This is a genomic window from Pseudomonas sp. S3_B08 (assembly GCF_054667725.1).
Window position 1 is genome coordinate 5,749,461 of the sequence record NZ_CP162750.1, and the last position, 22,788, is coordinate 5,772,248.

Consider the following 22,788-nt stretch of genomic DNA (forward strand, 5'->3'; position numbering starts at 1 on the left):
TCACCCCAGCCCTCTCCCGGAGGGAGAGGGGGCCGACCGAGTTGTTTGGCGCTATACATCGACCTGACAAATCGGGTCGATTATGGATTCGACGATGTCATTTCAGGTCGGTGGATTGTTTAAATATCCCCCGATCGGTTCCCTCTCCCTTTGGGAGAGGGCTAGGGTGAGGGGCTTTTGCTTTATCATTGCCCCCCTGACTAAGCTCACCCAAGGCTCTCCGGCATGCTGGCAATCTTTCTTGAAACCCTGAACATCACCGCGCCGGTGTTTGCCATGCTGTTTCTCGGCGTGCTGCTCAAGCGCATCGACTGGATCAACGACAACTTCATCCACACCGCCTCGTCGCTGGTGTTCAACGTGACCATGCCGGCGCTGCTGTTTCTCGGCATTCTCCACGCTGACCTGCACGCCGCACTGCAACCTTCGCTACTCATCTACTTTTCCCTCGCCACCCTGGTGAGTTTCGCCGTGGCCTGGGGCTGGGCGATTTTCAAGTGTCCGCGGGAAGATCGCGGCATCTACACCCAGGGTGCGTTTCGCGGCAACAACGGCGTGATAGGCCTGGCGCTCGCCGCGAGCATGTACGGCGATTACGGCATTTCCCTCGGGGCAATTCTCGCGGCGCTGGTGATCCTGTTCTACAACACCCTGTCGACCATCGTGCTGGCGGTGTACAGCCCGGTGATCAAGTCCGATCCTTGGAGCATCTGCAAAAGCGTGTTCAGCAACCCGCTGATCATCAGCGTGATTTCGGCGGCGCCGTTTGCCTATTTCAAGATCGGACTGCCGGGCTGGCTGGAGACCTCCGGCCAGTATCTGGCGCAGACCACTTTGCCACTGGCGCTGATCTGTATCGGCGGCACGCTGTCACTGGCGGCGCTGCGCAAGAGCGGCAACATGGCGCTCAGTTCCAGCCTGGTGAAGATGATCGGTCTGCCGGTGCTGGCGACACTGGGGGCATGGCTGTGGGGCTTTCGCGGGGCGGAATTGGGGATTCTGTTTCTCTACTTTGGCAGCCCGACGGCGGCGGCGAGTTTCGTCATGGCCCGGGCGGCGCAGGGCAATCATGAGCTGGCAGCGGCGATCATCGTGATGACCACGTTGATGGCGGCTATTACCACCAATGTCGGGATCTTTGTGTTGCAGTGGGGTGGGTGGATCTGACCAAGGATTTGCAGTGTCTGTCAGGGCCTCTTCGCGAGCAGGCTCGCTCCCACAGGGAAACGCATTCCAACTGTGGGAGCGAGCCTGCTCGCGAAGGCGGTCATTGCGGTTTCTGATAACTGTCGATCACTTCCTGCGCCGCGCGAAACGAATCGATCGCCGCCGGTACGCCGGCATACACCGCGCAATGCAGCAGCGCCTCGCGAATCTCTTCCACCGTGCAGCCGTTGTTCAGCGCACCGCGCACGTGGCCCTTTAACTCCTGCGGACACTTCAACGCGGTCAGCGCGGCGAGGGTAATCAGGCTGCGGGTTTTCAGCGGCAGCCCCTCACGATTCCACACGCCGCCCCACGCATGTTCATTGACGAAATCCTGCAACGGCTGGGTGAACTCGGTGGCGTTGCCCAAGGCGCGATCAACGAACGCATCGCCCATGACCTGACGACGGATTTCAACCCCGGACTGCTTCGACTCGCTCATGGCACATCTCTCTTGTGGTGTTGGCGACGCCAGGCGCGGATCGACGTGAACAGCAGAAACGTCAGCAGCGCCGGCAGGACATAAAACAGCATCAAGCGCTCGAGTTTGCCGGCCAGCGGCATACCAGTGGTGAACGACACCACGTGCAGCCCGTAGACCAGATACAAACCGAGCAGCAGCAAGCCTTCGGCCCGGGTCACGCGGTAGCCCGAGTAAAACACCGGAAGGCACAGCGCAGCGACGCCGAGCATCACCGGCAAGTCAAAATCCAGCGCGTTGGGGGAGACGGAAAGCGGCGTCGGTGCGAGCAGCGCGGTCAGCCCGAGTACCCCGAGCAGGTTGAACAGATTGGCGCCGATCACGTTGCCCACGGCAATGTCGCGCTGCCCGCGCAACGCAGCGATCAGCGACGTCGCCAGTTCCGGCAACGAAGTGCCGACCGCAACCACGGTCAGGCCGATGACCCGTTCCGACAGGCCCAGGTCGGTGGCCACGACCACGGCGGCGCCGAGCAGCAGACGGCCGGCGAACACCAGCATGGCCAGGCCAGCGAAAATCATCAGCACACTGATCAACCAGGATTGCTGCGTATCCTGTGGTCGTGCGCCATGGGGCCGGGTCGAGTGTCGCGACTGACGCAACAGCAAACCGAGGTACAGCGCCAGAGCGCCGAGCAGCAGGACACCGTCGAAACGCCCGAGGTCTTTATTCCAGGCGAGGATGAATACCAGCAGGCTGGCGCCGATCATCAACGGGATATCCAGACGCACCAGTTGCCGCGATACGCGCAGCGGGATGATCAGTGCCGACAGGCCAAGGGTTACGAGGATATTGAATATGCCGCTGCCGACCACGCTGCCGACGGCGATGTCCGGGTTGTCGGTCAACGCCGCTTGCAGGCTCACGGTCATCTGCGGCGCGCTGCTGCCGAGGGCGACGATGGTCAGGCCGATGATCAACGGACGCACATGCAGGCGCTCGGCCAGACGCACGGCGGCGCGCACCATCAGCTCGGCGCCGATGAGCAAAAGACACAGGCCGCTGAGCAGTTCGATGACGTTGATCAGCGGCAGATCGGCTAGTCCGAAAATGGTCGGCGCTCCATCAGTCGAGGGCCTGCACGCGAACCCGTGCGGTGCCGCTGCGCAGCATGCCGATTTCATCGGCGGCCTCGCGTGACAGATCGATCAATCGGCCACGGGTGTGCGGGCCACGGTCATTGATGCGGACCACGACTGATTCATCGTTTTTCAGATTGGTGACCTTCACCCGCGTGCCGAACGGCAACTGGCGGTGGGCGGCGGTCAGGGAATGCTGGTTGAACGCTTCGCCGCTGGCGGTGCGTTTACCGTGATGCCTGGCTCCGTAATAGGAGGCGACGCCGGTCTGGTCATAACCGTGCGGGTCGATGGTGTCGGTACTGGCGCAACCGGCCAGCAGAGAGAGCAGGGCGCTGCTCAGCAACAGACGCTTCATTCAAAGGTATCCCGGATCAAATGTAGGAGTGACCTGTGGCGAGGGGATTTATCCCCGTTGGACTGCGCAGCAGTCCCAAAACTGAGAACTCGGTTTATCTGGTGCAAATCAAGCTCAGCAATTGGGGCCGCTTCGCGGCCCAACGGGGATAAATCCCCTCGCCACAGGTCCCTTCCACAGGGGATGGAGCCAGGCTTTGGATCTGGCTCCATTGGTGGTCAGCCTTCGAGCTTGCTTTTCAGCAGTTCGTTCACCTGCTGCGGGTTGGCCTTGCCTTTCGAGGCTTTCATGGCCTGGCCGACGAAGAAACCGAACATCTTGCCGCGTTTGGCTTCGTCTGCCGCGCGGTACTGTTCGACCTGTTCGGCGTTGGCCGCGAGCATTTCGTCGAGCACAGCCGAGATCGCGCCGGTGTCGGTGACTTGCTTGAGGCCGCGCTTCTCGATGATCTCGTCAGCACTGCCTTCACCATTGGCCATCGCTTCGAACACTACCTTGGCGATCTTGCCGGAGATGGTGTTGTCCTTGATGCGCTGCAGCATGCCGCCCAGTTGCTCGGCGGAGACTGGCGAGTCTTCGATGTCCAGGCCCTGCTTGTTGAGCAGGCTGCCCAACTCGACCATCACCCAGTTCGCCGCCAGTTTCGCGTCGCCACCGATGGCTGCGACTTTCTCGAAGTAATCCGCCTGTTCACGGCTGGTGGCCAGCACGTTGGCGTCGTAGGCCGACAGACCGAACTGGCTCTGGAAGCGTTCGCGCTTTTGCGGTGGCAGTTCCGGCAGGGTGGCACGCACTTCACCGAGGAACGACTCTTCGATGACCACCGGCAGCAGGTCCGGATCGGGGAAGTAACGGTAGTCGTTGGCTTCCTCTTTCGAACGCATCGGACGGGTCTCGTCCTTGTTCGGATCGTACAGACGGGTCTGCTGGATCACTTTGCCGCCGTCTTCGATCAGCTCGATCTGGCGCTGGATCTCGGAGTTGATCGCTTTCTCGATGAAACGGAACGAGTTGACGTTCTTGATCTCGCAGCGAGTGCCGAACTCGACCTGGCCTTTCGGCCGTACCGAGACGTTGCAGTCGCAACGCAGCGAGCCTTCGGCCATGTTGCCGTCGCAGATGCCCAGGTAACGCACCAGCGCGTGGATCGCCTTGACGTAAGCCACGGCTTCCTTGGCGCTGCGCATGTCCGGTTCGGAAACGATTTCCAGCAGCGGCGTGCCGGCACGGTTCAGGTCGATGCCGGTGGCACCGTTGAATTCTTCGTGCAGGCTCTTGCCGGCGTCTTCTTCCAGGTGCGCACGGGTGATGCCGACGCGTTTGACCGTGCCGTCTTCCAGGGCGATGTCCAGGTGGCCTTTGCCAACGATCGGCAATTCCATCTGGCTGATCTGGTAGCCCTTCGGCAGATCCGGGTAGAAATAGTTTTTCCGGGCGAACACGTTGTGCTGGCCGATCTCGGCGTCAATTGCCAGACCGAACATCACCGCCATGCGCACCGCTTCCTGGTTGAGCACCGGCAGCACGCCGGGCATGCCCAGGTCGATCAGGCTGGCCTGGGTGTTCGGCTCGGAACCGAATGTGGTGGAACTACCGGAAAAGATTTTCGACCGGGTGGTGAGCTGAGTGTGAATCTCCAGCCCGATCACGACTTCCCATTGCATGTGTGTCTCCTCAGAAGCCGGTTGGGGTGCGGGTGTGCCAGTCAGTGTTCAACTGATACTGGTGCGCAACGTTGAGCAAACGGCCTTCCTGGAAGTACGGCGCGAGCAACTGCACGCCCACCGGCAGACCGTCGACAAAACCGGCCGGCATCGACAGGCCCGGCAGGCCGGCGAGGTTGGCGGTGATGGTGTAGACGTCTTCCAGGTATGCAGCGACCGGGTCGCTGTTCTTCGCGCCAAGCTTCCAGGCCGGGTTCGGCGTGGTCGGGCCGAGGATGATGTCGACTTCATTGAAGGCAGCCATGAAATCGTTCTTCACCAGACGACGAATCTTCTGCGCTTTCAGGTAGTAGGCATCGTAGTAACCGGCGGACAGCGCGTAGGCACCGACCATGATCCGGCGCTGTACTTCCGCGCCGAAGCCTTCGCCACGGGAGCGCTTGTACAGGTCGATGAGGTTTTCCGGGTTTTCGCAGCGGTGGCCGAAACGTACGCCGTCGAAACGCGACAGGTTGGAAGACGCTTCTGCCGGGGCGATCACGTAGTACGCAGGAATGGCGTGCTGCATGTTCGGCAGGCTGATTTCCTTGATCACCGCACCGAGCTTCTGCAACTGCTGGATGCTGTTCTGGATCAGCTCGGCGATGCGCGGGTCGAGACCGGCGCTGAAGTATTCCTTCGGCACGCCGATGCGCAGGCCTTGCAGCGAATCGCCCAGGCTGGCGGAGTAATCCGGAACCGGCTCATCGATGCTGGTGGAGTCGTTCGGGTCGAAGCCGGCCATGCCTTGCAGCAGAATCGCGCAGTCTTCGGCCGTGCGTGCCAACGGGCCGCCCTGATCAAGGCTGGAAGCGTAGGCAATCATGCCCCAGCGCGAAACGCGACCGTAGGTCGGCTTCAGGCCGGTGAGGTTGGTGAACGCCGCCGGCTGACGGATCGAGCCGCCGGTGTCAGTGGCCGTGGCCGCTGGCAACAGACGAGCAGCTACTGCCGCAGCCGAGCCACCGGACGAACCGCCCGGCACATGTTCCAGGTTCCACGGGTTTTTCACCGCGCCGTACCAGCTCGACTCGTTGGCCGAACCCATGGCGAATTCGTCCATGTTGGTCTTGCCCAGGGTCACGGCGCCGGCAGCGGCCAGTTTCGCAACGACAGTGGCGTCATACGGGGCTTTGAAGTTGTCGAGCATCTTCGAGCCGCAGCTGGTGCGGATGCCCAGGGTGCAGAACAGGTCCTTGTGGGCGATCGGCGCGCCGAGCAGGGCGCCGCTCTCACCATTGGCCCGGCGTGCATCGGCGGCTTTCGCCTGCTCGATGGCCAGATCCTCGGTGAGGCTGATGAAACTGTTGAGCTGCGGATCGAGCTGGGTAATACGCGCCAGCAGGACTTTGGTCAGCTCTTCGGAGGAAAACTTTTTATCGGCGAGACCGCGGGCGATCTCGGCCAGAGTCATTTGATGCATTGCAGGCTCTTTCCCTTTAGTCGATGACTTTCGGAACCAGATACAGGCCGTTTTCGACCGCTGGTGCGATGGACTGGTAGGCCTCGCGATTATTCGTCTCGGTCACCACGTCGGCGCGCAGGCGCTGACTGGCTTCCAGGGGGTGGGCCAGCGGCTCGATACCGTCGGTATCAACGGCCTGCATTTCGTCGACCAGCCCGAGAATGCTGTTGAGGGCGGAAGTAATGTGCGGAAGATCGGCATCGTTGAGGCCAAGGCAGGCCAGATGCGCGATTTTTTCCACGTCGGAGCGTTCTAGCGCCATCGGGATTCTCCAGTGGAAAACAGAACGGACGGCGTCCGTGTGTTAGATTGTCGGAACACTACCGCACTTCTACGGTCATAAGGCCGCGATTGTGGGGCTTGGTGCACAGAAAAGCGGCCAATTTAACATATTGGCGCCTTGCCCAAAATCCCTGTCGTTGTTAGAGTTTGCCGCACTTTTTTACCCACGCGTTGCCTAGGGTCCCTTTCCCATGTTCAAGAAACTGCGTGGCATGTTTTCCAGCGATCTTTCCATTGACCTGGGCACTGCCAACACCCTTATTTACGTGCGCGAGCGCGGTATCGTCCTGAATGAGCCATCGGTTGTGGCCATTCGGACACACGGTAACCAGAAAAGTGTCGTCGCTGTCGGCACCGAGGCCAAGCGCATGCTCGGCCGTACGCCGGGCAACATTGCTGCCATTCGTCCGATGAAGGACGGCGTGATCGCCGACTTCAGCGTCTGCGAAAAGATGCTGCAGTACTTTATCAACAAGGTTCACGAAAACAGTTTCCTGCAGCCCAGCCCTCGTGTGCTGATCTGCGTTCCATGCAAGTCCACCCAGGTTGAGCGTCGCGCCATCCGTGAATCGGCCCTTGGCGCCGGTGCCCGTGAAGTGTTCCTGATCGAAGAGCCGATGGCTGCTGCGATCGGTGCCGGTCTGCCGGTTGAAGAAGCGCGCGGTTCGATGGTCGTGGACATCGGTGGTGGTACCACTGAGATCGCCCTGATCTCCCTTAACGGTGTGGTTTACGCCGAATCCGTACGTGTCGGCGGCGACCGTTTCGACGAAGCGATCATCACCTACGTGCGTCGCAACTACGGCAGCCTGATCGGTGAATCCACCGCCGAGCGCATCAAGCAGGAAATCGGTACGGCCTACCCGGGCGGCGAAGTACGCGAAGTCGATGTTCGCGGTCGCAACCTGGCCGAAGGCGTTCCACGCGCATTCACCCTGAACTCCAACGAAGTGCTCGAGGCTCTGCAAGAGTCGCTGGCAACCATCGTTCAGGCGGTGAAAAGCGCGCTGGAGCAATCGCCGCCGGAACTGGCTTCCGATATCGCCGAGCGTGGCCTGGTGCTGACCGGTGGTGGCGCGCTGCTGCGTGACCTCGACAAGTTGCTGGCCCAGGAAACCGGTCTGCCGGTGATCGTTGCCGAAGATCCGCTGACTTGCGTTGCTCGCGGCGGTGGCCGTGCGCTGGAAATGATGGATAAGCACACCATGGATCTGCTTTCGAGCGAATAAGCTTCGAATGCAATACGTGGGTGAGCGCACAGGCAGCACTTTGCAGTGCTGCCTGTTGGCGTTTATCTTCTGTCAGTCTTCATCCAGGCCGGTTTGATGCCGTATGAATAAACAGAACATTTGCCTGGGAGGAGCGGCTTATTAAACCGCTTTTCACCAAAGGCCCTTCGTTGGGCGTGCGCCTGTTGGTGCTGGCCGTGCTCGCGGTCGCACTGATGGTGGTCGATGCACGTTTCGACCTGCTCAAGCCCGCGCGCAAGCAAGCGTCGCTGGTGCTCATGGATGCCTACTGGATCACGGACCTGCCCGGCCGCTTGTGGGAAGGGGTCGCCAGTCAGTTCGGCAGCCGCACCGAGCTCGTCGCCGAAAACGAAAAACTCAAGACCGAAAACCTGCTGTTGCAGGGACGCATGCAAAAGCTCGCGGCCCTGACCGAGCAGAACGTTCGGCTGCGCGAGTTGCTCAATTCCTCCGCACTGGTCAATGAAAAGGTCGAAGTGGCCGAGTTGATCGGCATGGACCCCAACCCCTTCACCCATCGCATCATCATCAACAAAGGTGAGCGCGACGGCGTGGTGCTCGGTCAACCGGTGCTCGATGCGCGCGGGCTGATGGGCCAGGTGGTTGAATTGATGCCGTACACCTCGCGGGTCCTGCTGCTGACCGACACCACCCATAGCATTCCCGTGCAGGTGAACCGTAACGGTCTGCGCGCGATTGCCAGTGGCACCGGCAACCCTGAGCGCCTGGAATTGCGTCATGTCGCCGACACGGCGGACATCAAAGAGGGCGACCTGCTGGTCAGCTCCGGCCTCGGCCAGCGATTCCCCGCTGGTTATCCGGTGGCCACGGTCAAGGAAGTCATCCACGATTCCGGCCAACCGTTTGCCATTGTCCGCGCCGTGCCGACTGCCGCCCTGAACCGCAGCCGCTATCTGCTGCTGGTGTTCAGCGACAGCCGCACTGCCGAGGAACGCGCCAATGACGCGGCCCAGGCGCAGGAACAGCTTGATGCCCACGGCGGCGGCCCGATGTTGCCGGCCAGCGTGCCGAAACCGTTGATCATGCCTGCCACGCCGTCGACCGCTACAGCAGCGCCGGCCGCTGAAGCAGCGGCGCCTGCCACCACGCCTGCCAAGCCTGCCGCGAGCAAACCGCCCGCTGCCGCTCCGGCCGCGGCCAAACCGCCCGCCGCGAGCAAACCACCGGCGAAACCGCCAGCGACTACCGGGGGACGAGAATAATGGTCGGCGCGAAAAAATCCGGAAACGGCTGGATGATCTGGTTGACGTTCTTCGTCGGCATCCTGCTCAGCGTTTCACCGTTGCCGATCTTCATGGAAATCCTTCGCCCGCTGTGGCTTGCCTTGCTCGTGACTTTTTGGGCGCTGTACATGCCGCACACCGTCGGCATGGTCACCGCCTTCTGTCTGGGACTGGCCGAAGATGTCCTGCAGGGCGACCTGCTCGGGCAGAACGCGCTGATCCTGACCCTGATTACTTTCCTCGTGTTGTCGTTGCAGCAGCGCCTGCGCATGTTCCCGATGTGGCAGCAGTGCCTGGTGATCCTCGTGATCTTCGGCCTCGCACAGTTGGCGCAACTGTGGCTCAGCGCTCTGACCGGCAACCGTCAGCCAACCCTGGCGCTGGTCTTGCCGGCGCTGGTCAGTGCCTTGCTCTGGCCGTGGGTCAGCTTCGCCCTTCGCGGGATGTGCCGACGCTACAGAATCTATTGAGCCGGTGAAGCAGGGCACTGAACAGGGAGATGTTTTGATGAAACTGCTTTACCTCGCCTCCGGCTCACCGCGTCGCCGTGAATTGCTCACGCAGATCGGCGTGCAGTTCTCCGCCATCAGCGCGGACATCGACGAAACCCCGCTTCCTGAAGAATCCCCTTCGGCCTATGTCGAACGCCTTGCGCGTGGCAAGGCTGAGGCCGGTCGCCGTTCGGTCGTCTCTGATCAGCCGTTCTGCGTGCTTGGCGCCGACACCGCAGTGGTGCTCGACGGCAAAATACTTGGCAAACCGGTGGACGAAGCCGACGCATGCGCCATGCTGATGATGTTGTCCGGCAACGAACACGAAGTGCTGACCGCCATCGCCGTGCTTGAAGGTGAGCGCTGCGAGTCGCGGGTGGTGCGCAGTCGGGTACGTTTCCGCAGCATCAGCCGCGATGAGGCCGGCGCCTACTGGGCCAGTGGCGAACCGCGCGACAAGGCCGGCGGCTATGGCATTCAGGGCCTGGGTGCGGTGTTTGTCGCCGGGCTCGAAGGCAGCTACTCGGCGGTGGTCGGCTTGCCGTTGTGCGAAACCTGCGAGGTGTTGGGCCATTTCGGCATACCCTGTTGGCAAAACCTGAACACGCCCTGAGCGTCGTACGAATCCAGATGCGGCCACTATCGTGAACATGCCTGAACGAGATCCTGCCATGAGTGAAGAGATTCTGATCAACATCACGCCGATGGAATCGCGCGTGGCGGTGGTCGAAAACGGTGTGCTGCAAGAAGTCCACGTCGAGCGCACGCAGAAACGCGGGATCGTCGGCAACATCTATAAAGGCAAGATCGTTCGTGTCCTGCCGGGCATGCAGGCGGCATTTGTTGACATTGGCCTTGATCGTGCGGCTTTCATTCACGCCGCCGAAATCTCCCTGCGTGAAGGCCCGGCGGTGGAAAGCATCAGTTCGCTGGTGCACGAAGGCCAAAGTCTGGTGGTGCAAGTCACCAAAGACCCGATCGGCTCCAAAGGTGCACGCCTGACCACACAACTGTCGATTCCTTCGCGTTATCTGGTGTACATGCCGCGAACCGCCCACGTCGGCATTTCCCTGAAGATCGAAGACGAAGCCGAGCGCGAGCGTCTCAAGCAGGTGGTCAGCGATTGCGTGGCCAAAGAAGGCATCAAGGAGGCCGGCGGCTTCATTCTGCGCACAGCCGCTGAAGGTGCCGGGGCTGATGAAATCCTCATGGACATCCGCTACCTGCGGCGCCTCTGGGACCAGATCAACGAGCAGATCAAGACCATCGCCGCGCCGAGCGTGATCTACGAAGACCTCGGCCTGGCCCTGCGTACCCTGCGTGACCTGGTCAATCCGAAGATCGAGAAGATCCGCATCGATTCCCGGGAAACCTTCCAGAAAACCACGCAGTTCGTCGCCGAACTGATGCCGGAAATCGCCGATCGTCTGGAACACTATCCGGGCGAGCGGCCGATCTTCGATCTGTACGGTGTCGAAGACGAAATCCAGCGCGCGCTGGAGCGCAAGGTGCCGTTGAAGTCTGGCGGCTATCTGGTGATCGATCCGGCGGAAGCCATGACCACCATTGACGTCAACACCGGGGCGTTCGTCGGTCATCGCAACCTCGAAGAAACCATTTTCAAGACCAATCTCGAAGCGGCCACGGCGATTGCCCGGCAGATGCGCCTGCGCAACCTCGGCGGGATCATCATCATCGACTTCATCGACATGGAAGATGAAGAGCACCAGCGTCAGGTCCTGCGCACTCTGGAAAAACAGCTGGAGCGCGACCACGCCAAGACCAACATCATCGGCATCACCGAATTGGGCCTGGTGCAGATGACCCGCAAGCGCACCCGCGAAAGCCTTGAGCAGGTGCTGTGCGAACCGTGCAGCAGTTGTCAGGGACGCGGCAAGCTGAAGACCGCCGAAACCATCTGTTACGAGATCTTCCGCGAGATTCTGCGCGAGGCCCGCGCTTATCAGGCCGAGGGTTACCGGGTGCTGGCCAACCAGAAGGTGGTCGATCGTCTGCTCGATGAAGAGTCCGGTAACGTCGCCGAGCTTGAAGGCTTCATCGGTCGCACCATACGCTTCCAGGTGGAAACCATGTATTCCCAGGAACAATATGACGTGGTGCTGCTCTGAAACCCTGCATCACCCTTCATTCAACGCGGCTGGCCTCAGCTTTTCGCAGTTTTTTTGCCATGGGAGCCAACTGACATGGAGCGTCTGACACGCATTCTGGCCGCACTCACCCGCTGGGGGCTGGGCCTGTGCGCGTTGGTTCTGGTGTTGATGGCGTTGTACGTCAGCCTCGGCCGCGAGCTGACGCCACTGGTGGCCGAATACCGCGCCGACATCGAAGACAAGGCCAGCGCCGCCCTCGGCATGCCCTTGCAGATCGGTGAGCTGGAAGGCAACTGGAGCGGTTTCGCGCCGATCCTGCTGGCCCATGACGTGATGGTCGGCGACGGCGCCAACGCGCTGCGCCTCGACCGCGTACGGGTAGTGCCGGATATGTGGGGCAGCTTGCTCGCCCGCGAAGTCCGTCTCGCGCATATCGAACTCAACGGTTTGAAGATCAGCCTCAAGGAAGCCGAAGACGGTACCTGGGCGCTGGAAGGGCTGCCGGTGCAGAAGGATCAGCCGTTCGATGCGGCGCAACTGTTCCAGCGCTCGCAGATGATCAGGCAATTGTCGGTGCTCGACAGCCAGGTGACCCTGCAACCGCTCGATCACCCGCCCATGACGCTCACCTATGTCGGCCTCAATCTGCGTACCGGCGCCAGCCGCCAGCGTCTCGACGCGCGTCTGACCTTGCCCGATGGCCAGCCTGTCGCGCTGAGCCTGCGCAGCCAGCTGCGTCCCGATCAATGGCAGAACAGCGCCATCGAGGGTTATGCCAGCCTGCCGCAGAGCGACTGGTCGAAATGGCTTCCCGAGCGCCTGACCCAGCAATGGAATTTTTCCGAGATCAAGGCCGGCGGCGAACTCTGGGTCGATTGGTCCGAAGGCGCTTTGCAAAGCGCCGCGTTGCGCCTGAATGCGCCGCAAGTGACCGGTGCCTACGCCGAGCGCAAGCCGATCCAGATCAACAATCTGGCGCTCAACGCCTATTACCGCAACACAGCCGAAGGGGTGAAAGTCACCCTCGATTCACTGGCGATGAGCTTCGGCGACACCCGCTGGGAATCCCATGTGCAGGTGCAGCAGACTCGCGCCAGCGCCAAGGCTGAAGAGCTCTGGCATCTGCAGGCCGATCGCCTCGATCTGACCCCGATCACGCCGCTGCTCAATGCGCTGGGGCCGTTGCCACAAAGCTTCGCCACAGTGGTCGAGCGTTTGAAGGTAACCGGCGGCCTGCGTAATGTGCTGCTGGACTTCCGCCCGACCGCCACCGATGGCAACAAATTCGGCTTTGCCGCCAACCTCGATAATGTCGGTTTCGATGCCTACCACGGCGCTCCGGCGGCGCGCAATGTCAGTGGCAGCCTGAGTGGCAACCTCGACGGCGGCGAGTTGCGCCTCGACAGCAAGGATTTCGTCCTGCACCTCGATCCGATTTTCGCCAAGCCATGGCAATACCTGCAGGCCAATGCGCGGCTGACCTGGAAGCTCGACAAGGATGGCTTCACCCTGATTGCGCCATACCTCAAGGTATTGGGCGAGGAGGGCAAGATTGCCGGTGATTTCCTCATTCGCCTGCACTTTGACCATAGCCAGGAAGACTACATGGACCTGCGCGTCGGCCTGGTTGATGGCGACGGTCGCTACACCGCGAAATACCTGCCGGCGGTGTTGAGCCCGGCGCTTGATGAGTGGCTGCGCACAGCGATCCTCAAAGGCGCAGTGGACCAGGGCTTCTTCCAGTATCAGGGCTCGCTGAGCAAGAACGCTGGCGAGGCTGATCGCAGCATCAGCCTGTTCTTCAAAGTGCACGACGCCGAGCTGGCGTTTCAGCCGGGCTGGCCGCATGTGAGCAAAGTCAGCGGCGATGTGTTCATCGAAGACAGCGGCGTGCGCATCTGGGCCAGCAAAGGCCAGTTGCTCGACACCCAAGTCAGCGATGTCTTCGTCAATATTCCTCATGTACCGGCCGGGCAGAACTCGCATTTGTTCCTGGATGGCGCATTTGCCGGTGGCCTGGGCGACGGCTTGAAGATTCTTCAGGATGCGCCGATCGGCACTGGTGAGACCTTTGCTGGTTGGGAGGGTGCGGGTGATCTGAATGGCAAGCTCAAGCTGGATATTCCGCTGGCCAAGGGCGAGCAGCCGAAAATCCTCGTCGATTTCAAAACCGCCAACGCGCGGCTGAAACTGGCCGAACCGAAGCTCGAACTGAGCCAGCTCAAGGGCGATTTCCGCTTCGACAGCAATAAGGGCCTCAGCGGCCAGAACATCTCTGCACGGGCCTTCGACAAACCGGTCACTGCGCAGATATTCGCCGACGGCAGCCCCAATCAGATCAAGACTCGCGTCGCCGCATCTGGACAGGTTGAAGTCAAAAAGCTCACCGACTGGCTGGGCGTGACCCAGCCGTTGCCGGTGTCCGGGACGATTCCGTATCAGTTGCAGCTGAATCTTTCCGGGGCCGACAGCCAGTTGTTGGTCAGCTCCAGCCTCAAAGGCGTGGCGGTGGATCTGCCGGCGCCGTTCGGCATGACCGCCGATGTCGGGCGCGACACAGTGTTTCGCATGACCCTGCAAGGGCAGGAGCGGCGTTACTGGTTCAATTACGATCAACTGGCCAATTTCACTTTTGCTGCGCCGCCGAGCAATTTCGCCGACGGCCGTGGCGAACTGTTTCTCGGCGCTGGCGAAGCGGTGTTGCCGGGCGCCAAGGGCCTGCGCATTCGCGGGGTGCTGTCGGAACTGGACGTCGCGCCGTGGCAGGATCTGGCCAGCAAGTACGCTGGCGGGGATCCGGGCGGCAGCGCCAAGCAACTGCTGAGCAGTGCTGACATCAAGGTCGGCAAATTGACCGCGTTCGGCACCACGCTGGATCAGGCTTCGGTGCAGATCAATCGCAAGCCAGGCGCGTGGAACCTGGCGCTCGACAGCCAACAGGCCAAGGGCAGCGCCAGCCTGCCGGACGCCAACGGCGTGCCGATTGCGGTGAATCTGCAATACGTGAAACTGCCGGCGCCGGACCCGGCGGTGCAGGCTGACGAGAACGCGCCTGATCCATTGGCGTCGGTCGACCCGACGAAAATCCCGGCGCTGGATATCACCCTCAATCAGTTGTTCCTCGGCCCCGATCTGGTCGGTGGCTGGTCGCTGAAAGTGCGGCCGACTGCCAAAGGCATCGCGCTGAACAACCTCGACATGGGCCTCAAGGGTATCCTGCTGCAAGGCAACGGCGGCTGGGAAGGCGCGCCGGGGGCGACCAGCAGTTGGTACAAGGGCCGCATTGGCGGCAAGAATCTGGCCGACGTGCTCAAAGGCTGGGGCTTCGCGCCGAGCGTGACCAGCGAAGAATTCCATATGGATGTCGACGGCCGTTGGCCGGGCTCGCCGGCGTGGCTGGCGACCAAGCGCTTCTCCGGCACCCTCGATGCCTCGCTGAACAAAGGCCAGTTCGTTGAAGTGGAAGGCGGTGCTCAGGCGCTGCGGGTGTTCGGCCTGCTCAACTTCAACTCGATCGGCCGGCGCCTGCGTCTGGACTTCTCCGACCTGTTCGGCAAAGGCCTGAGCTACGACCGGGTCAAAGGTTTGCTGGTGGCGAACAATGGTGTCTACGTGACACGTGAGCCGATTCGCCTGACCGGGCCTTCGAGCAATCTGGAATTGGACGGCACGCTGGATCTGGTCGGTGACAAGGTCGATGCGAAATTGCTGGTGACACTGCCGGTGACCAACAACCTGCCGATCGCCGCGCTGCTCGTCGGCGCACCGGCGGTCGGCGGCGCGCTGTTCCTCATCGACAAGCTGATCGGCGACCGCGTCGCGCGCTTCGCCAGCGTCAAGTACACCGTCAAAGGCCCATGGAAAGAGCCGAAAATCACCTTCGACAAGCCTTTTTAACTAGCAGACACTACCCCTGTAGATACCGTCTTGAGCCTCACCGGGCAAGCGCAAGTTTCGGGTCATATGGCAGTCCTGACTTGAGCACTCCGTAAACGAAGTGCAGCAGCTTGCGCATTGCTGCGCAGATGATCTGCTTGGGGGCCTTGCCATTGGCTTCCAGGCGTTCTTTCATCGCCTTGATCGCCTTATTGTGTTTCAGCGCCACCATGCCAGGCATGTAAAGGCCTGCACGCAGCCGTGCTGACCCTACTCTTGAGATCAGGGTGTGACCTTTGAGCTTTCCTGATTCCTGCAGCTTTGGATTGAGCCCTGCAGCAGCGACCAGTTGGCGAGGATCACTGTATTTGCGCAAGTCACCCAGTTCGGCGAGCAATCGTTCAAGCGTTTTTTGTCCGATGCCGTCGATGGTTACGATGAGATCCCGCATCTGACGCATATCCGGGTCGTCATCGATGTGTTTTTTGATCGCCTTATGCGTTTCTACGATCTCTTTTTCGATATGGCGCAGAACGGAGTTGATCGAGTCTTTGACCTTTTCGTCGGAAACGTCCAGACGATTAAGCTCCATTTGTTCCATTTCCTGAAGGTCATCCAGGCGGCGCACCATTGCTTTTAACTGGCGGTATTTCAGCGGCTCAGGCGCCCATGGGTGAAGTTTTTGATCCTTTTCCCGGGCAAAGTCGGCGATCAGTTTGGCATCGCTTTTATCGGTCTTGATGCGGCGCAGTTCGCTGTCAGCGTACGCTTTGGTCGTAGCCGGGTTCACGACGCAGACCCGGAAGCCTTTGTTGTAAACGAATTCCGCGAGCTCCAAGTGGTAGACGCTGGTGGCTTCCATCACGATCAGGGCCGAACGCTCGGCGTTTTTTTCTAGCCACGCCTCAAACTCTTTAAAGCCCTTTGGATCGTTGGCCAGCTTGGCCTTGGTTTTGTGCTTGCCGTTGGGCTGGTGTGTAGCGATATCAAAGGTGTTCTTTGCGATGTCGACGCCAACGAAACCGGACATGATCGTTTCTCCACTTGTTCCCTGTTGCGATCATCACGTCACTCTGTCCAACCTTGCGAATGCGGGCTCTCGCCGCAGGCGGGCCCAAGATACCGTGCGAACTGTACGAGTGAGTGTGGAGGGCTGGAGCACGATCTACGTCACAGGCAAAAAGCCTAAGGAGCTGCGCGGCTTCCAAGTCCCTCCCTCGATGATCAGTCGAGAACTATCGCTCCTGACGGAGCGTTAGTCGAGATACAAGGAGCTGCCGAAGGCTGCGATCTTTTGATCTGGCTCTTAAAAAAAATCAACAGATCGCAGCCTTCGCCAGCTCCTACACAGTCATATGCAAATCCCGAGGAGCGGCCATGTCTTTAGCGGTGATTCAAATGGTCAGCCAGAGCGACGTGCCGGCCAATCTGGCCCAGGCCCGGCGCCTGCTTGAACAGGCCGCCGCCGGCGGGGCGAAACTCGCGGTGCTGCCGGAAAACTTCGCCGCCATGGGCCGTCGCGACGTCGCCGATATCGGCCGCGCCGAGGCCTTGGGCGAAGGGCCGATCCTGCCATGGTTGAAACAGACCGCCCGCGACCTCACCTTATGGATAGTCGCCGGCACGTTGCCGTTGCCACCGTTGGGTCAACCCACGGCCAAAGCCAATGCCTGCTCATTGCTGATCAACGAGCACGGCGAGGTGGTCGCGCGCTATGACAAGCTGCATCTGTTCGATGTCGATGTCGCCGACAATCGCGGCCGGTACCGTGAATCCGATGACTATGCTTATGGCGGTAATGTAGTGGTGGCGGATACGCCGGTGGGGCGAGTCGGTCTGAGCGTGTGTTACGACTTGCGTTTCCCGGAGCTGTACAGTGAATTGCGTGCCGCCGGTGCCGAATTGATTACTGCACCGTCGGCGTTTACGGCCGTGACCGGCGCCGCGCACTGGGATGTACTGATCCGCGCGCGGGCCATCGAAACACAGTGTTATATCCTGGCGGCCGCGCAGGGCGGCAGCCATCCCGGACCGCGTGAAACCTTCGGGCATGCGGCGATTGTCGACCCGTGGGGGCGCGTACTGGCCCAACAGGATCAAGGCGAGGCGGTGTTGCTGGCCGCCCGCGACAGCGATGAACAAGCGTCCATCCGGGCGCGCATGCCGGTGACGCGTCATCGGCGGTTTTTCTCGCAGGGCGCCCAGCGGCCTGCTTCAGAACACGAATTTAAGGCGTAAACCTATGAGCGAGTTGTTGTCCTCAGTCAGTGATCACCTGTTGGCACCCGGCGGTGTCACGATCGAGAGCCTGCAAGGCGTGCTCGGCGATCTGGCCGGACCGGGCATCGATGCCGCCGACCTGTATTTCCAGGGCCAGATTTCCGAGTCATGGGCGTTGGAAGACGGCATCGTCAAGGAAGGCAGCTTCAACCTCGATCAGGGTGTCGGCGTGCGTGCACAGTCCGGTGAGAAGACCGGTTTTGCCTACAGCAACGCGATCACCCTCGAGGCCCTCGGCGCAGCGGCCCGCGCCGCGCGTTCGATCTCCCGTGCCGGACAGAACGGCACCGTGCAGGCATTCACCAGCCAGGACGTCGCGCAGCTGTACGCGCCGGATAACCCGCTGGAAGTGCTCAGCCGCGCGGAAAAAGTCGAGTTGCTCAAACGCATCGACGTCGCCACCCGCGCACTCGATCCACGGATTCAGCAGGTCAGCGTGAGCATGGCCGGGGTCTGGGAGCGGATTCTGGTGGCCTCCACCGACGGTGGCCTGGCCGCCGACGTGCGACCGCTGGTGCGCTTCAATGTCAGCGTCATCGTTGAGCAGAACGGCCGGCGCGAACGCGGCGGGCATGGCGGCGGCGGGCGTACCGATTACCGCTACTTCCTCGCCGAAGACCGCGCCATGGGTTATGCCCGCGAAGCGCTGCGCCAGGCACTGGTCAACCTTGAAGCAATTCCAGCGCCGGCCGGTACCTTGCCGGTGGTGCTGGGTTCCGGCTGGTCCGGGGTGCTGCTGCACGAAGCGGTCGGTCACGGTCTGGAAGGCGATTTCAACCGCAAGGGCAGCTCGGCCTATAGCGGGCGCATGGGCGAAATGGTTGCCTCCAAGCTTTGCACCATCGTCGATGACGGCACCTTGAGCGGTCGTCGCGGTTCGCTGAGCGTCGATGACGAAGGCACACCAACCGAGTGCACCACGCTGATCGAAAACGGCGTGCTCCAGGGCTACATGCAAGACAAGCTCAATGCGCGGCTGATGGGCGTGGCGCGCACCGGTAACGGTCGTCGCGAATCCTATGCGCATCTGCCGATGCCACGCATGACCAACACCTACATGCTCGGTGGCGAAAGTGATCCGGCGGAAATCATCGCTTCGGTGAAGAAGGGCATCTACTGCGCCAACCTCGGCGGCGGTCAGGTCGATATCACCAGCGGCAAGTTCGTGTTCTCGACGAGCGAGGCTTATCTGATCGAGGACGGCAAGATCACCGCACCGGTCAAAGGCGCGACATTGATCGGCAACGGCCCCGAGGCGATGAGCCGGGTGTCGATGGTTGGTAACGATCTGGCGCTGGATAGCGGTGTGGGTACGTGCGGTAAGGATGGGCAGTCGGTGCCGGTGGGTGTCGGCCAGCCAACGCTGAAAATCGATGCGATTACCGTGGGTGGCACGGGCGCATAAGAACGGTGGGGCTTTCGGGTGGCGCGCAGGACGGCCACCCGGTGGCGATTTTCAACGCAGGCCGCGTTGAGTCTCGTCCAGCTCCCGAATGTATTTGAAGATCTTGCGGCTCGAAGCAGGTGGTTTGTTTTGCGCAACCTCATGCTGGGCCTGACGGATCAGGGAACGCAATTGCTGGCGATCGGCGTCCGGGTACTCGATGACGAATTTCTCCAGCACGGCGTCATCGCCCGCGATCAGGCGGTCACGCCAGCGTTCCAGATTATGGAAACGCTCGTTGTACTGGCGAGTGGAGGCATCGAGTTGATCGAGCAGAGTCAGAATCGCGTCAGTGTCCTGGTCGCGCATCAGTTTGCCGATGAACTGCAAATGCCGTTTACGCGCGATGTTCGCGGTGTGCTTGGGCGCATCGGCCAATGCCCGGCGCAAAGCGTCGGTCAACGGCAGTTTGGCGACCAGATCAGGCTTGAGTGTGGTCAGGCGCTCGCCGAGGTCAACCAGCGCATGCAACTCGCGTTTGACCTGAGATTTGCTTTTTTCTCCCGTATCGAGGGAGTCGTCGTAAGAATCAACCATGGTGGCAGTCCGCAAAGAAACGCCGCCATGATAACCAGTCGGGGGCCGCTTGTCCGGCCCGGTCGCTCGATGACCCCAGCCGAAAGCAGAATTTGAGTGGAGATGAGCATGAGTGCAGTTCAAAGCGTCGGCCCGCAGGCATTGCCGGCACTGCAAGAACAGGTCGAGCAGATCATCGCCGAAGCCAAGCGCCAGGGCGCCAGCGCCTGTGAAGTCGCGGTGTCGCTGGAGCAGGGGCTGTCGACCTCGGTGCGTCAGCGCGAGGTCGAAACCGTTGAATTCAATCGTGATCAGGGTTTTGGCATCACCCTGTACGTCGGCCAGCGCAAAGGCTCGGCCAGCACCTCGGCCACCGGGCCGGAGGCGATTCGTGAAACCGTCGCTGCAGCACTCGCGATCGCCAAACACACCTCCGAGGACGAAGCCTCGGGTCTGGCCGATGCGGCGCTGATGGCCAGGGATGTGCAGGATTTCGACCTGTTCCACGAATGGGACATCACCCCGGAACAGGCCATTGAGAAGGCTTTGCTCTGCGAGGCAGCCGCGTTCGATGCCGATGCGCGGATCAAGAACGCCGACGGCACCACCCTCAGCACCCATCAGGGCTGCCGGGTTTATGGCAACAGCCACGGTTTCATCGGCGGTTACGCGTCGACCCGGCACAGCCTGAGTTGCGTGATGATCGCCGAAGCTGACGGGCAGATGCAGCGCGATTACTGGTATGACGTCAATCGCCAGGGCAGTCTGCTCGCCGATCCGGTGAGCATCGGCCAGCGTGCCGCGCAACGGGCGGCGAGCCGTCTGGGCGCGCGGCCGGTGCCGACATGCGAGGTGCCGGTGCTGTTTTCCGCCGAACTGGCGGGCGGTCTGTTCGGCAGCTTCCTCTCGGCAGTATCCGGCGGCAGCCTGTATCGCAAATCGTCGTTTCTGGAAGGCACACTGGGGCAGAAGCTGTTCCCGGAATGGCTGACCATTGATGAGCGTCCGCATCTGATGCGTGCCATGGGCAGTGCTTCCTACGACGGTGATGGCCTGGCGACTTACGCGAAACCGTTTGTCGAAAAGGGCGAGTTGGTCTCCTACATCCTCGGCACCTATTCCGGACGGAAACTGGGCATGCCGAGCACCGCCAACGCGGGCGGGGTGCACAACCTGTTCGTCACCCATGGCGACGAGGATCAGGCAGCACTGCTCAAGCGCATGGGCCGGGGATTGCTGGTCACCGAGTTGATGGGCCATGGCCTGAACATGGTCACCGGTGACTATTCGCGCGGCGCTGCGGGCTTCTGGGTGGAAAACGGCGAGATCCAGTTCGCCGTGCAGGAAGTGACCATCGCCGGCAACATGCGTGACATGTTCAAGCAGATTGTCGCGGTGGGTAATGATCTGGAACTGCGCAGCAACATTCGCACCGGGTCTGTGTTGATCGAGCGGATGACTGTCGCCGGCAGCTAAGCCGCGAATCCGCCAACAAAAAAAGGCGCGCGATCCGTTGTGGATGGCGCGCCTTTTTTATTCGCTTCGCACAAATCCCCTGTGGGAGCGAGCCTGCTCGCGAAAGCGGTGGATCAGTTGCAAATGTGCTGGCTGACACGGCGCATTCGCGAGCAGGCTCGCTCCCACAAATGAACAGCGCAAACTCGAACGCTTGTTTTGGTTCTCATTATCATCTAATAATAAATCTCATTTCCGGACGAGTCACGGATCATGAGTTCTGCCTTGCACGAGCAGCCTTACCTCGAAAGCCGGCGCTGGATGAGTCGCCAGATCCGTTGCGCGCTAACGCCTGCAAGGAAGGCTGTGCGGTGATCGACGTCGCCCTGGAACACACCCGCCTGTCGCGCAGCCAGCTGAAAGAGTTGCTCAACCCCGAGAAACTCACCGCCGGCGGCGTGTAAACCCCGCAACCGCTTTGGAGGCTCATCATGGAGCACTGGAAACGCACGATCGAACGGGCCAATCGCTGCTTCATGCTGGGCGAACTGATCGACGCCCGCGAGGCTTACCTGCAAGCCCTGGCCCTGGCGCAAGTGTTGTTCGAACGCTGGGCGGATGCCGACGAAGCGGTAGCGGCCTGCGTCGTCTCACATCACAACCTGGCTGACCTGCATCTGCGCCTGAACCAACCGGAGGAGAGCGCCGAATATCTCTGTGCCATCCATCAACGTTTGTTGCAGACCATGCAGGACGAGCGCTTGCGTCCGGCCCTGCGTGAGGCGGCGCTGCGCCAGAGCAGCAAGACCTATGTCGAACTGTTGAACTTCATCAGCGAGCACGGCGAATACCCACGCACCCAGCGCCTGCTGCATCCGGACACCGGCAATGCCCGCCGCGCCTCAACTTCTCATCAGTATGGAGTCCATTGAAATGGCTTTTACCTTGCCTGCCTTGCCTTACGCCTACGATGCCCTCGAGCCGCACATCGATGCGCAGACCATGGAAATCCATTACACCAAGCATCACCAGACCTACATCAACAACCTCAACGCCGCCGTGGAAGGCACCGAGTTCGCCGAGTGGCCGGTGGAAAAACTCGTCGCCAGCGTGCAGCAACTGCCGGAAAAACTTCGCGCGGCGGTGATCAATCAGGGCGGCGGCCACGCCAACCATTCGCTGTTCTGGGAAGTGATGGTGCCCAACGGTGGCGGCAAGCCCGACGGCGCGCTGGCCAAGGCCATCGACGAGCAACTGGGCGGACTCGACAGTTTCAAGGAAGCGTTCACCAAAGCCGCGCTGACCCGTTTTGGCAGCGGCTGGGCGTGGCTGAGCGTGACACCGGAGAAAAAACTGGTCGTGGAAAGCAGCGGCAACCAGGACAGCCCGTTGATGAACGGCAACACCCCGATCCTTGGCCTCGATGTCTGGGAGCACGCTTACTACCTGCGTTACCAGAACCGTCGCCCGGAATACATCAACGCGTTCTACAACGTGATCAACTGGCCGGAAGTTGCTGCGCGCTATCAGGCCGCACTGGTTTAAGC

General features: G+C 61.1%; 20 protein-coding genes and 1 pseudogene. 13 read left to right on the plus strand and 8 right to left on the minus strand.

The features are described 5' to 3' along the window. Positions 1-225 precede the first annotated feature (225 nt). Complete coding sequence (locus tag AB4N73_RS25805; protein WP_041477966.1) at positions 226-1,167, plus strand: AEC family transporter; 942 nt, start codon at positions 226-228, stop codon at positions 1,165-1,167. A 100-nt stretch (positions 1,168-1,267) separates the two neighbouring features. On the opposite strand, the gene AB4N73_RS25810 is transcribed toward AB4N73_RS25805, so the two are convergent. The 6 genes from AB4N73_RS25810 to gatC all read right to left on the minus strand — a co-directional run bounded on the left by AB4N73_RS25810 (position 1,268) and on the right by gatC (position 6,554). Then, positions 1,268-1,648 carry a carboxymuconolactone decarboxylase family protein gene (locus AB4N73_RS25810; protein ID WP_460142723.1) on the minus strand — a complete coding sequence of 127 codons (381 nt, stop codon included), beginning with the start codon at positions 1,646-1,648 and terminating at the stop codon, positions 1,268-1,270. After that, positions 1,645-2,655 (minus strand): calcium/sodium antiporter, encoded by a 1,011-nt coding sequence (locus AB4N73_RS25815; protein WP_460143613.1) that lies wholly within the window; start codon positions 2,653-2,655, stop codon positions 1,645-1,647. Before AB4N73_RS25815 ends, AB4N73_RS25810 begins: the two co-directional genes overlap by 4 nt. Before the next feature lie 97 nt (positions 2,656-2,752). Then, positions 2,753-3,124, minus strand: coding sequence for a septal ring lytic transglycosylase RlpA family protein (locus AB4N73_RS25820; protein WP_056782925.1), 372 nt, complete (start codon positions 3,122-3,124; stop codon positions 2,753-2,755). A 218-nt stretch (positions 3,125-3,342) separates the two neighbouring features. After that, on the minus strand, positions 3,343-4,788 hold the full coding sequence (gatB, locus tag AB4N73_RS25825; RefSeq protein WP_016771702.1) for an Asp-tRNA(Asn)/Glu-tRNA(Gln) amidotransferase subunit GatB: 1,446 nt from the start codon (positions 4,786-4,788) through the stop codon (positions 3,343-3,345). Between the two features lie 10 nt (positions 4,789-4,798). Then, positions 4,799-6,250: an Asp-tRNA(Asn)/Glu-tRNA(Gln) amidotransferase subunit GatA gene (gatA, locus tag AB4N73_RS25830; protein ID WP_041477968.1), complete on the minus strand. Its 1,452-nt coding sequence runs from the start codon at positions 6,248-6,250 to the stop codon at positions 4,799-4,801. Positions 6,251-6,266: 16 nt separating this feature from the next. Then, positions 6,267-6,554: an Asp-tRNA(Asn)/Glu-tRNA(Gln) amidotransferase subunit GatC gene (gene gatC / locus AB4N73_RS25835; RefSeq protein ID WP_024011606.1), complete on the minus strand. Its 288-nt coding sequence runs from the start codon at positions 6,552-6,554 to the stop codon at positions 6,267-6,269. Between the two features lie 211 nt (positions 6,555-6,765). Between gatC and mreB the strand changes: the two genes are divergently transcribed. The 6 genes from mreB (at position 6,766) to AB4N73_RS25865 (ending at position 15,567) form a co-directional block, all read left to right on the plus strand. Beyond that, entirely contained in the window at positions 6,766-7,803 is a 1,038-nt protein-coding gene (mreB, locus tag AB4N73_RS25840; RefSeq protein WP_002555108.1) for a rod shape-determining protein MreB, read from the plus strand. Between the two features lie 140 nt (positions 7,804-7,943). After that, positions 7,944-9,047, plus strand: coding sequence for a rod shape-determining protein MreC (mreC, locus tag AB4N73_RS25845; RefSeq protein ID WP_076565845.1), 1,104 nt, complete (start codon positions 7,944-7,946; stop codon positions 9,045-9,047). After that, positions 9,047-9,538 (plus strand): rod shape-determining protein MreD, encoded by a 492-nt coding sequence (gene mreD / locus AB4N73_RS25850; RefSeq protein WP_024011608.1) that lies wholly within the window; start codon positions 9,047-9,049, stop codon positions 9,536-9,538. Before mreC ends, mreD begins: the two co-directional genes overlap by 1 nt. A gap of 37 nt (positions 9,539-9,575) precedes the next feature. Next, a complete protein-coding gene (locus AB4N73_RS25855; RefSeq protein ID WP_073473801.1) occupies positions 9,576-10,172 on the plus strand; it encodes a Maf family protein in 597 nt (198 codons plus the stop codon). A 58-nt stretch (positions 10,173-10,230) separates the two neighbouring features. Then, on the plus strand, positions 10,231-11,688 hold the full coding sequence (gene rng, locus AB4N73_RS25860) for a ribonuclease G (protein ID WP_016771696.1): 1,458 nt from the start codon (positions 10,231-10,233) through the stop codon (positions 11,686-11,688). Between the two features lie 75 nt (positions 11,689-11,763). Then, on the plus strand, positions 11,764-15,567 hold the full coding sequence (locus AB4N73_RS25865) for a YhdP family protein (protein ID WP_460142724.1): 3,804 nt from the start codon (positions 11,764-11,766) through the stop codon (positions 15,565-15,567). A 37-nt stretch (positions 15,568-15,604) separates the two neighbouring features. Here the strand turns inward: AB4N73_RS25865 and AB4N73_RS25870 are convergent, their stop codons facing one another. Continuing rightward, positions 15,605-16,576 carry an IS110 family RNA-guided transposase gene (locus tag AB4N73_RS25870; protein ID WP_056786210.1) on the minus strand — a complete coding sequence of 324 codons (972 nt, stop codon included), beginning with the start codon at positions 16,574-16,576 and terminating at the stop codon, positions 15,605-15,607. Between the two features lie 347 nt (positions 16,577-16,923). On the opposite strand from AB4N73_RS25870, the gene AB4N73_RS25875 reads away from it, so the two are divergent. Both AB4N73_RS25875 and tldD read left to right on the plus strand, forming a co-directional pair. Then, positions 16,924-17,784, plus strand: a complete 861-nt coding sequence (locus tag AB4N73_RS25875; protein ID WP_056782936.1) for a carbon-nitrogen hydrolase family protein — start codon at positions 16,924-16,926, stop codon at positions 17,782-17,784. Positions 17,785-17,788: 4 nt separating this feature from the next. Beyond that, a complete protein-coding gene (gene tldD / locus AB4N73_RS25880) occupies positions 17,789-19,231 on the plus strand; it encodes a metalloprotease TldD (protein WP_460142725.1) in 1,443 nt (480 codons plus the stop codon). A 51-nt stretch (positions 19,232-19,282) separates the two neighbouring features. On the opposite strand, the gene yjgA is transcribed toward tldD, so the two are convergent. Beyond that, positions 19,283-19,807, minus strand: coding sequence for a ribosome biogenesis factor YjgA (gene yjgA, locus AB4N73_RS25885; RefSeq protein WP_016771692.1), 525 nt, complete (start codon positions 19,805-19,807; stop codon positions 19,283-19,285). Between the two features lie 108 nt (positions 19,808-19,915). On the opposite strand from yjgA, the gene pmbA reads away from it, so the two are divergent. From pmbA to AB4N73_RS25905, 4 genes and pseudogenes are all read left to right on the plus strand, one after another. Beyond that, a complete protein-coding gene (gene pmbA / locus AB4N73_RS25890; RefSeq protein WP_024011613.1) occupies positions 19,916-21,262 on the plus strand; it encodes a metalloprotease PmbA in 1,347 nt (448 codons plus the stop codon). 252 nt (positions 21,263-21,514) lie between these two features. After that, positions 21,515-21,595: pseudogene (locus AB4N73_RS25895) on the plus strand (FagA protein); the annotation flags it as partial. A gap of 137 nt (positions 21,596-21,732) precedes the next feature. Continuing rightward, positions 21,733-22,173: a hypothetical protein gene (locus AB4N73_RS25900; RefSeq protein WP_042608764.1), complete on the plus strand. Its 441-nt coding sequence runs from the start codon at positions 21,733-21,735 to the stop codon at positions 22,171-22,173. Position 22,174: 1 nt separating this feature from the next. Beyond that, complete coding sequence (locus AB4N73_RS25905; protein WP_133334726.1) at positions 22,175-22,786, plus strand: superoxide dismutase; 612 nt, start codon at positions 22,175-22,177, stop codon at positions 22,784-22,786. Positions 22,787-22,788: the final 2 nt, after the last annotated feature.

Coding starts and splice junctions, on each gene's coding strand:
- AB4N73_RS25805 (WP_041477966.1), top strand. CDS start 226: ATGCTGGCAATCTTTCTTGAAACCCTGAACATCACCGCGCCGGTGTTT.
- AB4N73_RS25810 (WP_460142723.1), bottom strand. CDS start 1,648: ATGAGCGAGTCGAAGCAGTCCGGGGTTGAAATCCGTCGTCAGGTCATG.
- AB4N73_RS25815 (WP_460143613.1), bottom strand. CDS start 2,655: ATGGTGCGCGCCGCCGTGCGTCTGGCCGAGCGCCTGCATGTGCGTCCG.
- AB4N73_RS25820 (WP_056782925.1), bottom strand. CDS start 3,124: ATGAAGCGTCTGTTGCTGAGCAGCGCCCTGCTCTCTCTGCTGGCCGGT.
- gatB (WP_016771702.1), bottom strand. CDS start 4,788: ATGCAATGGGAAGTCGTGATCGGGCTGGAGATTCACACTCAGCTCACC.
- gatA (WP_041477968.1), bottom strand. CDS start 6,250: ATGCATCAAATGACTCTGGCCGAGATCGCCCGCGGTCTCGCCGATAAA.
- gatC (WP_024011606.1), bottom strand. CDS start 6,554: ATGGCGCTAGAACGCTCCGACGTGGAAAAAATCGCGCATCTGGCCTGC.
- mreB (WP_002555108.1), top strand. CDS start 6,766: ATGTTCAAGAAACTGCGTGGCATGTTTTCCAGCGATCTTTCCATTGAC.
- mreD (WP_024011608.1), top strand. CDS start 9,047: ATGGTCGGCGCGAAAAAATCCGGAAACGGCTGGATGATCTGGTTGACG.
- AB4N73_RS25855 (WP_073473801.1), top strand. CDS start 9,576: ATGAAACTGCTTTACCTCGCCTCCGGCTCACCGCGTCGCCGTGAATTG.
- rng (WP_016771696.1), top strand. CDS start 10,231: ATGAGTGAAGAGATTCTGATCAACATCACGCCGATGGAATCGCGCGTG.
- AB4N73_RS25865 (WP_460142724.1), top strand. CDS start 11,764: ATGGAGCGTCTGACACGCATTCTGGCCGCACTCACCCGCTGGGGGCTG.
- AB4N73_RS25870 (WP_056786210.1), bottom strand. CDS start 16,576: ATGTCCGGTTTCGTTGGCGTCGACATCGCAAAGAACACCTTTGATATC.
- AB4N73_RS25875 (WP_056782936.1), top strand. CDS start 16,924: ATGTCTTTAGCGGTGATTCAAATGGTCAGCCAGAGCGACGTGCCGGCC.
- tldD (WP_460142725.1), top strand. CDS start 17,789: ATGAGCGAGTTGTTGTCCTCAGTCAGTGATCACCTGTTGGCACCCGGC.
- yjgA (WP_016771692.1), bottom strand. CDS start 19,807: ATGGTTGATTCTTACGACGACTCCCTCGATACGGGAGAAAAAAGCAAA.
- pmbA (WP_024011613.1), top strand. CDS start 19,916: ATGAGTGCAGTTCAAAGCGTCGGCCCGCAGGCATTGCCGGCACTGCAA.
- AB4N73_RS25900 (WP_042608764.1), top strand. CDS start 21,733: ATGGAGCACTGGAAACGCACGATCGAACGGGCCAATCGCTGCTTCATG.
- AB4N73_RS25905 (WP_133334726.1), top strand. CDS start 22,175: ATGGCTTTTACCTTGCCTGCCTTGCCTTACGCCTACGATGCCCTCGAG.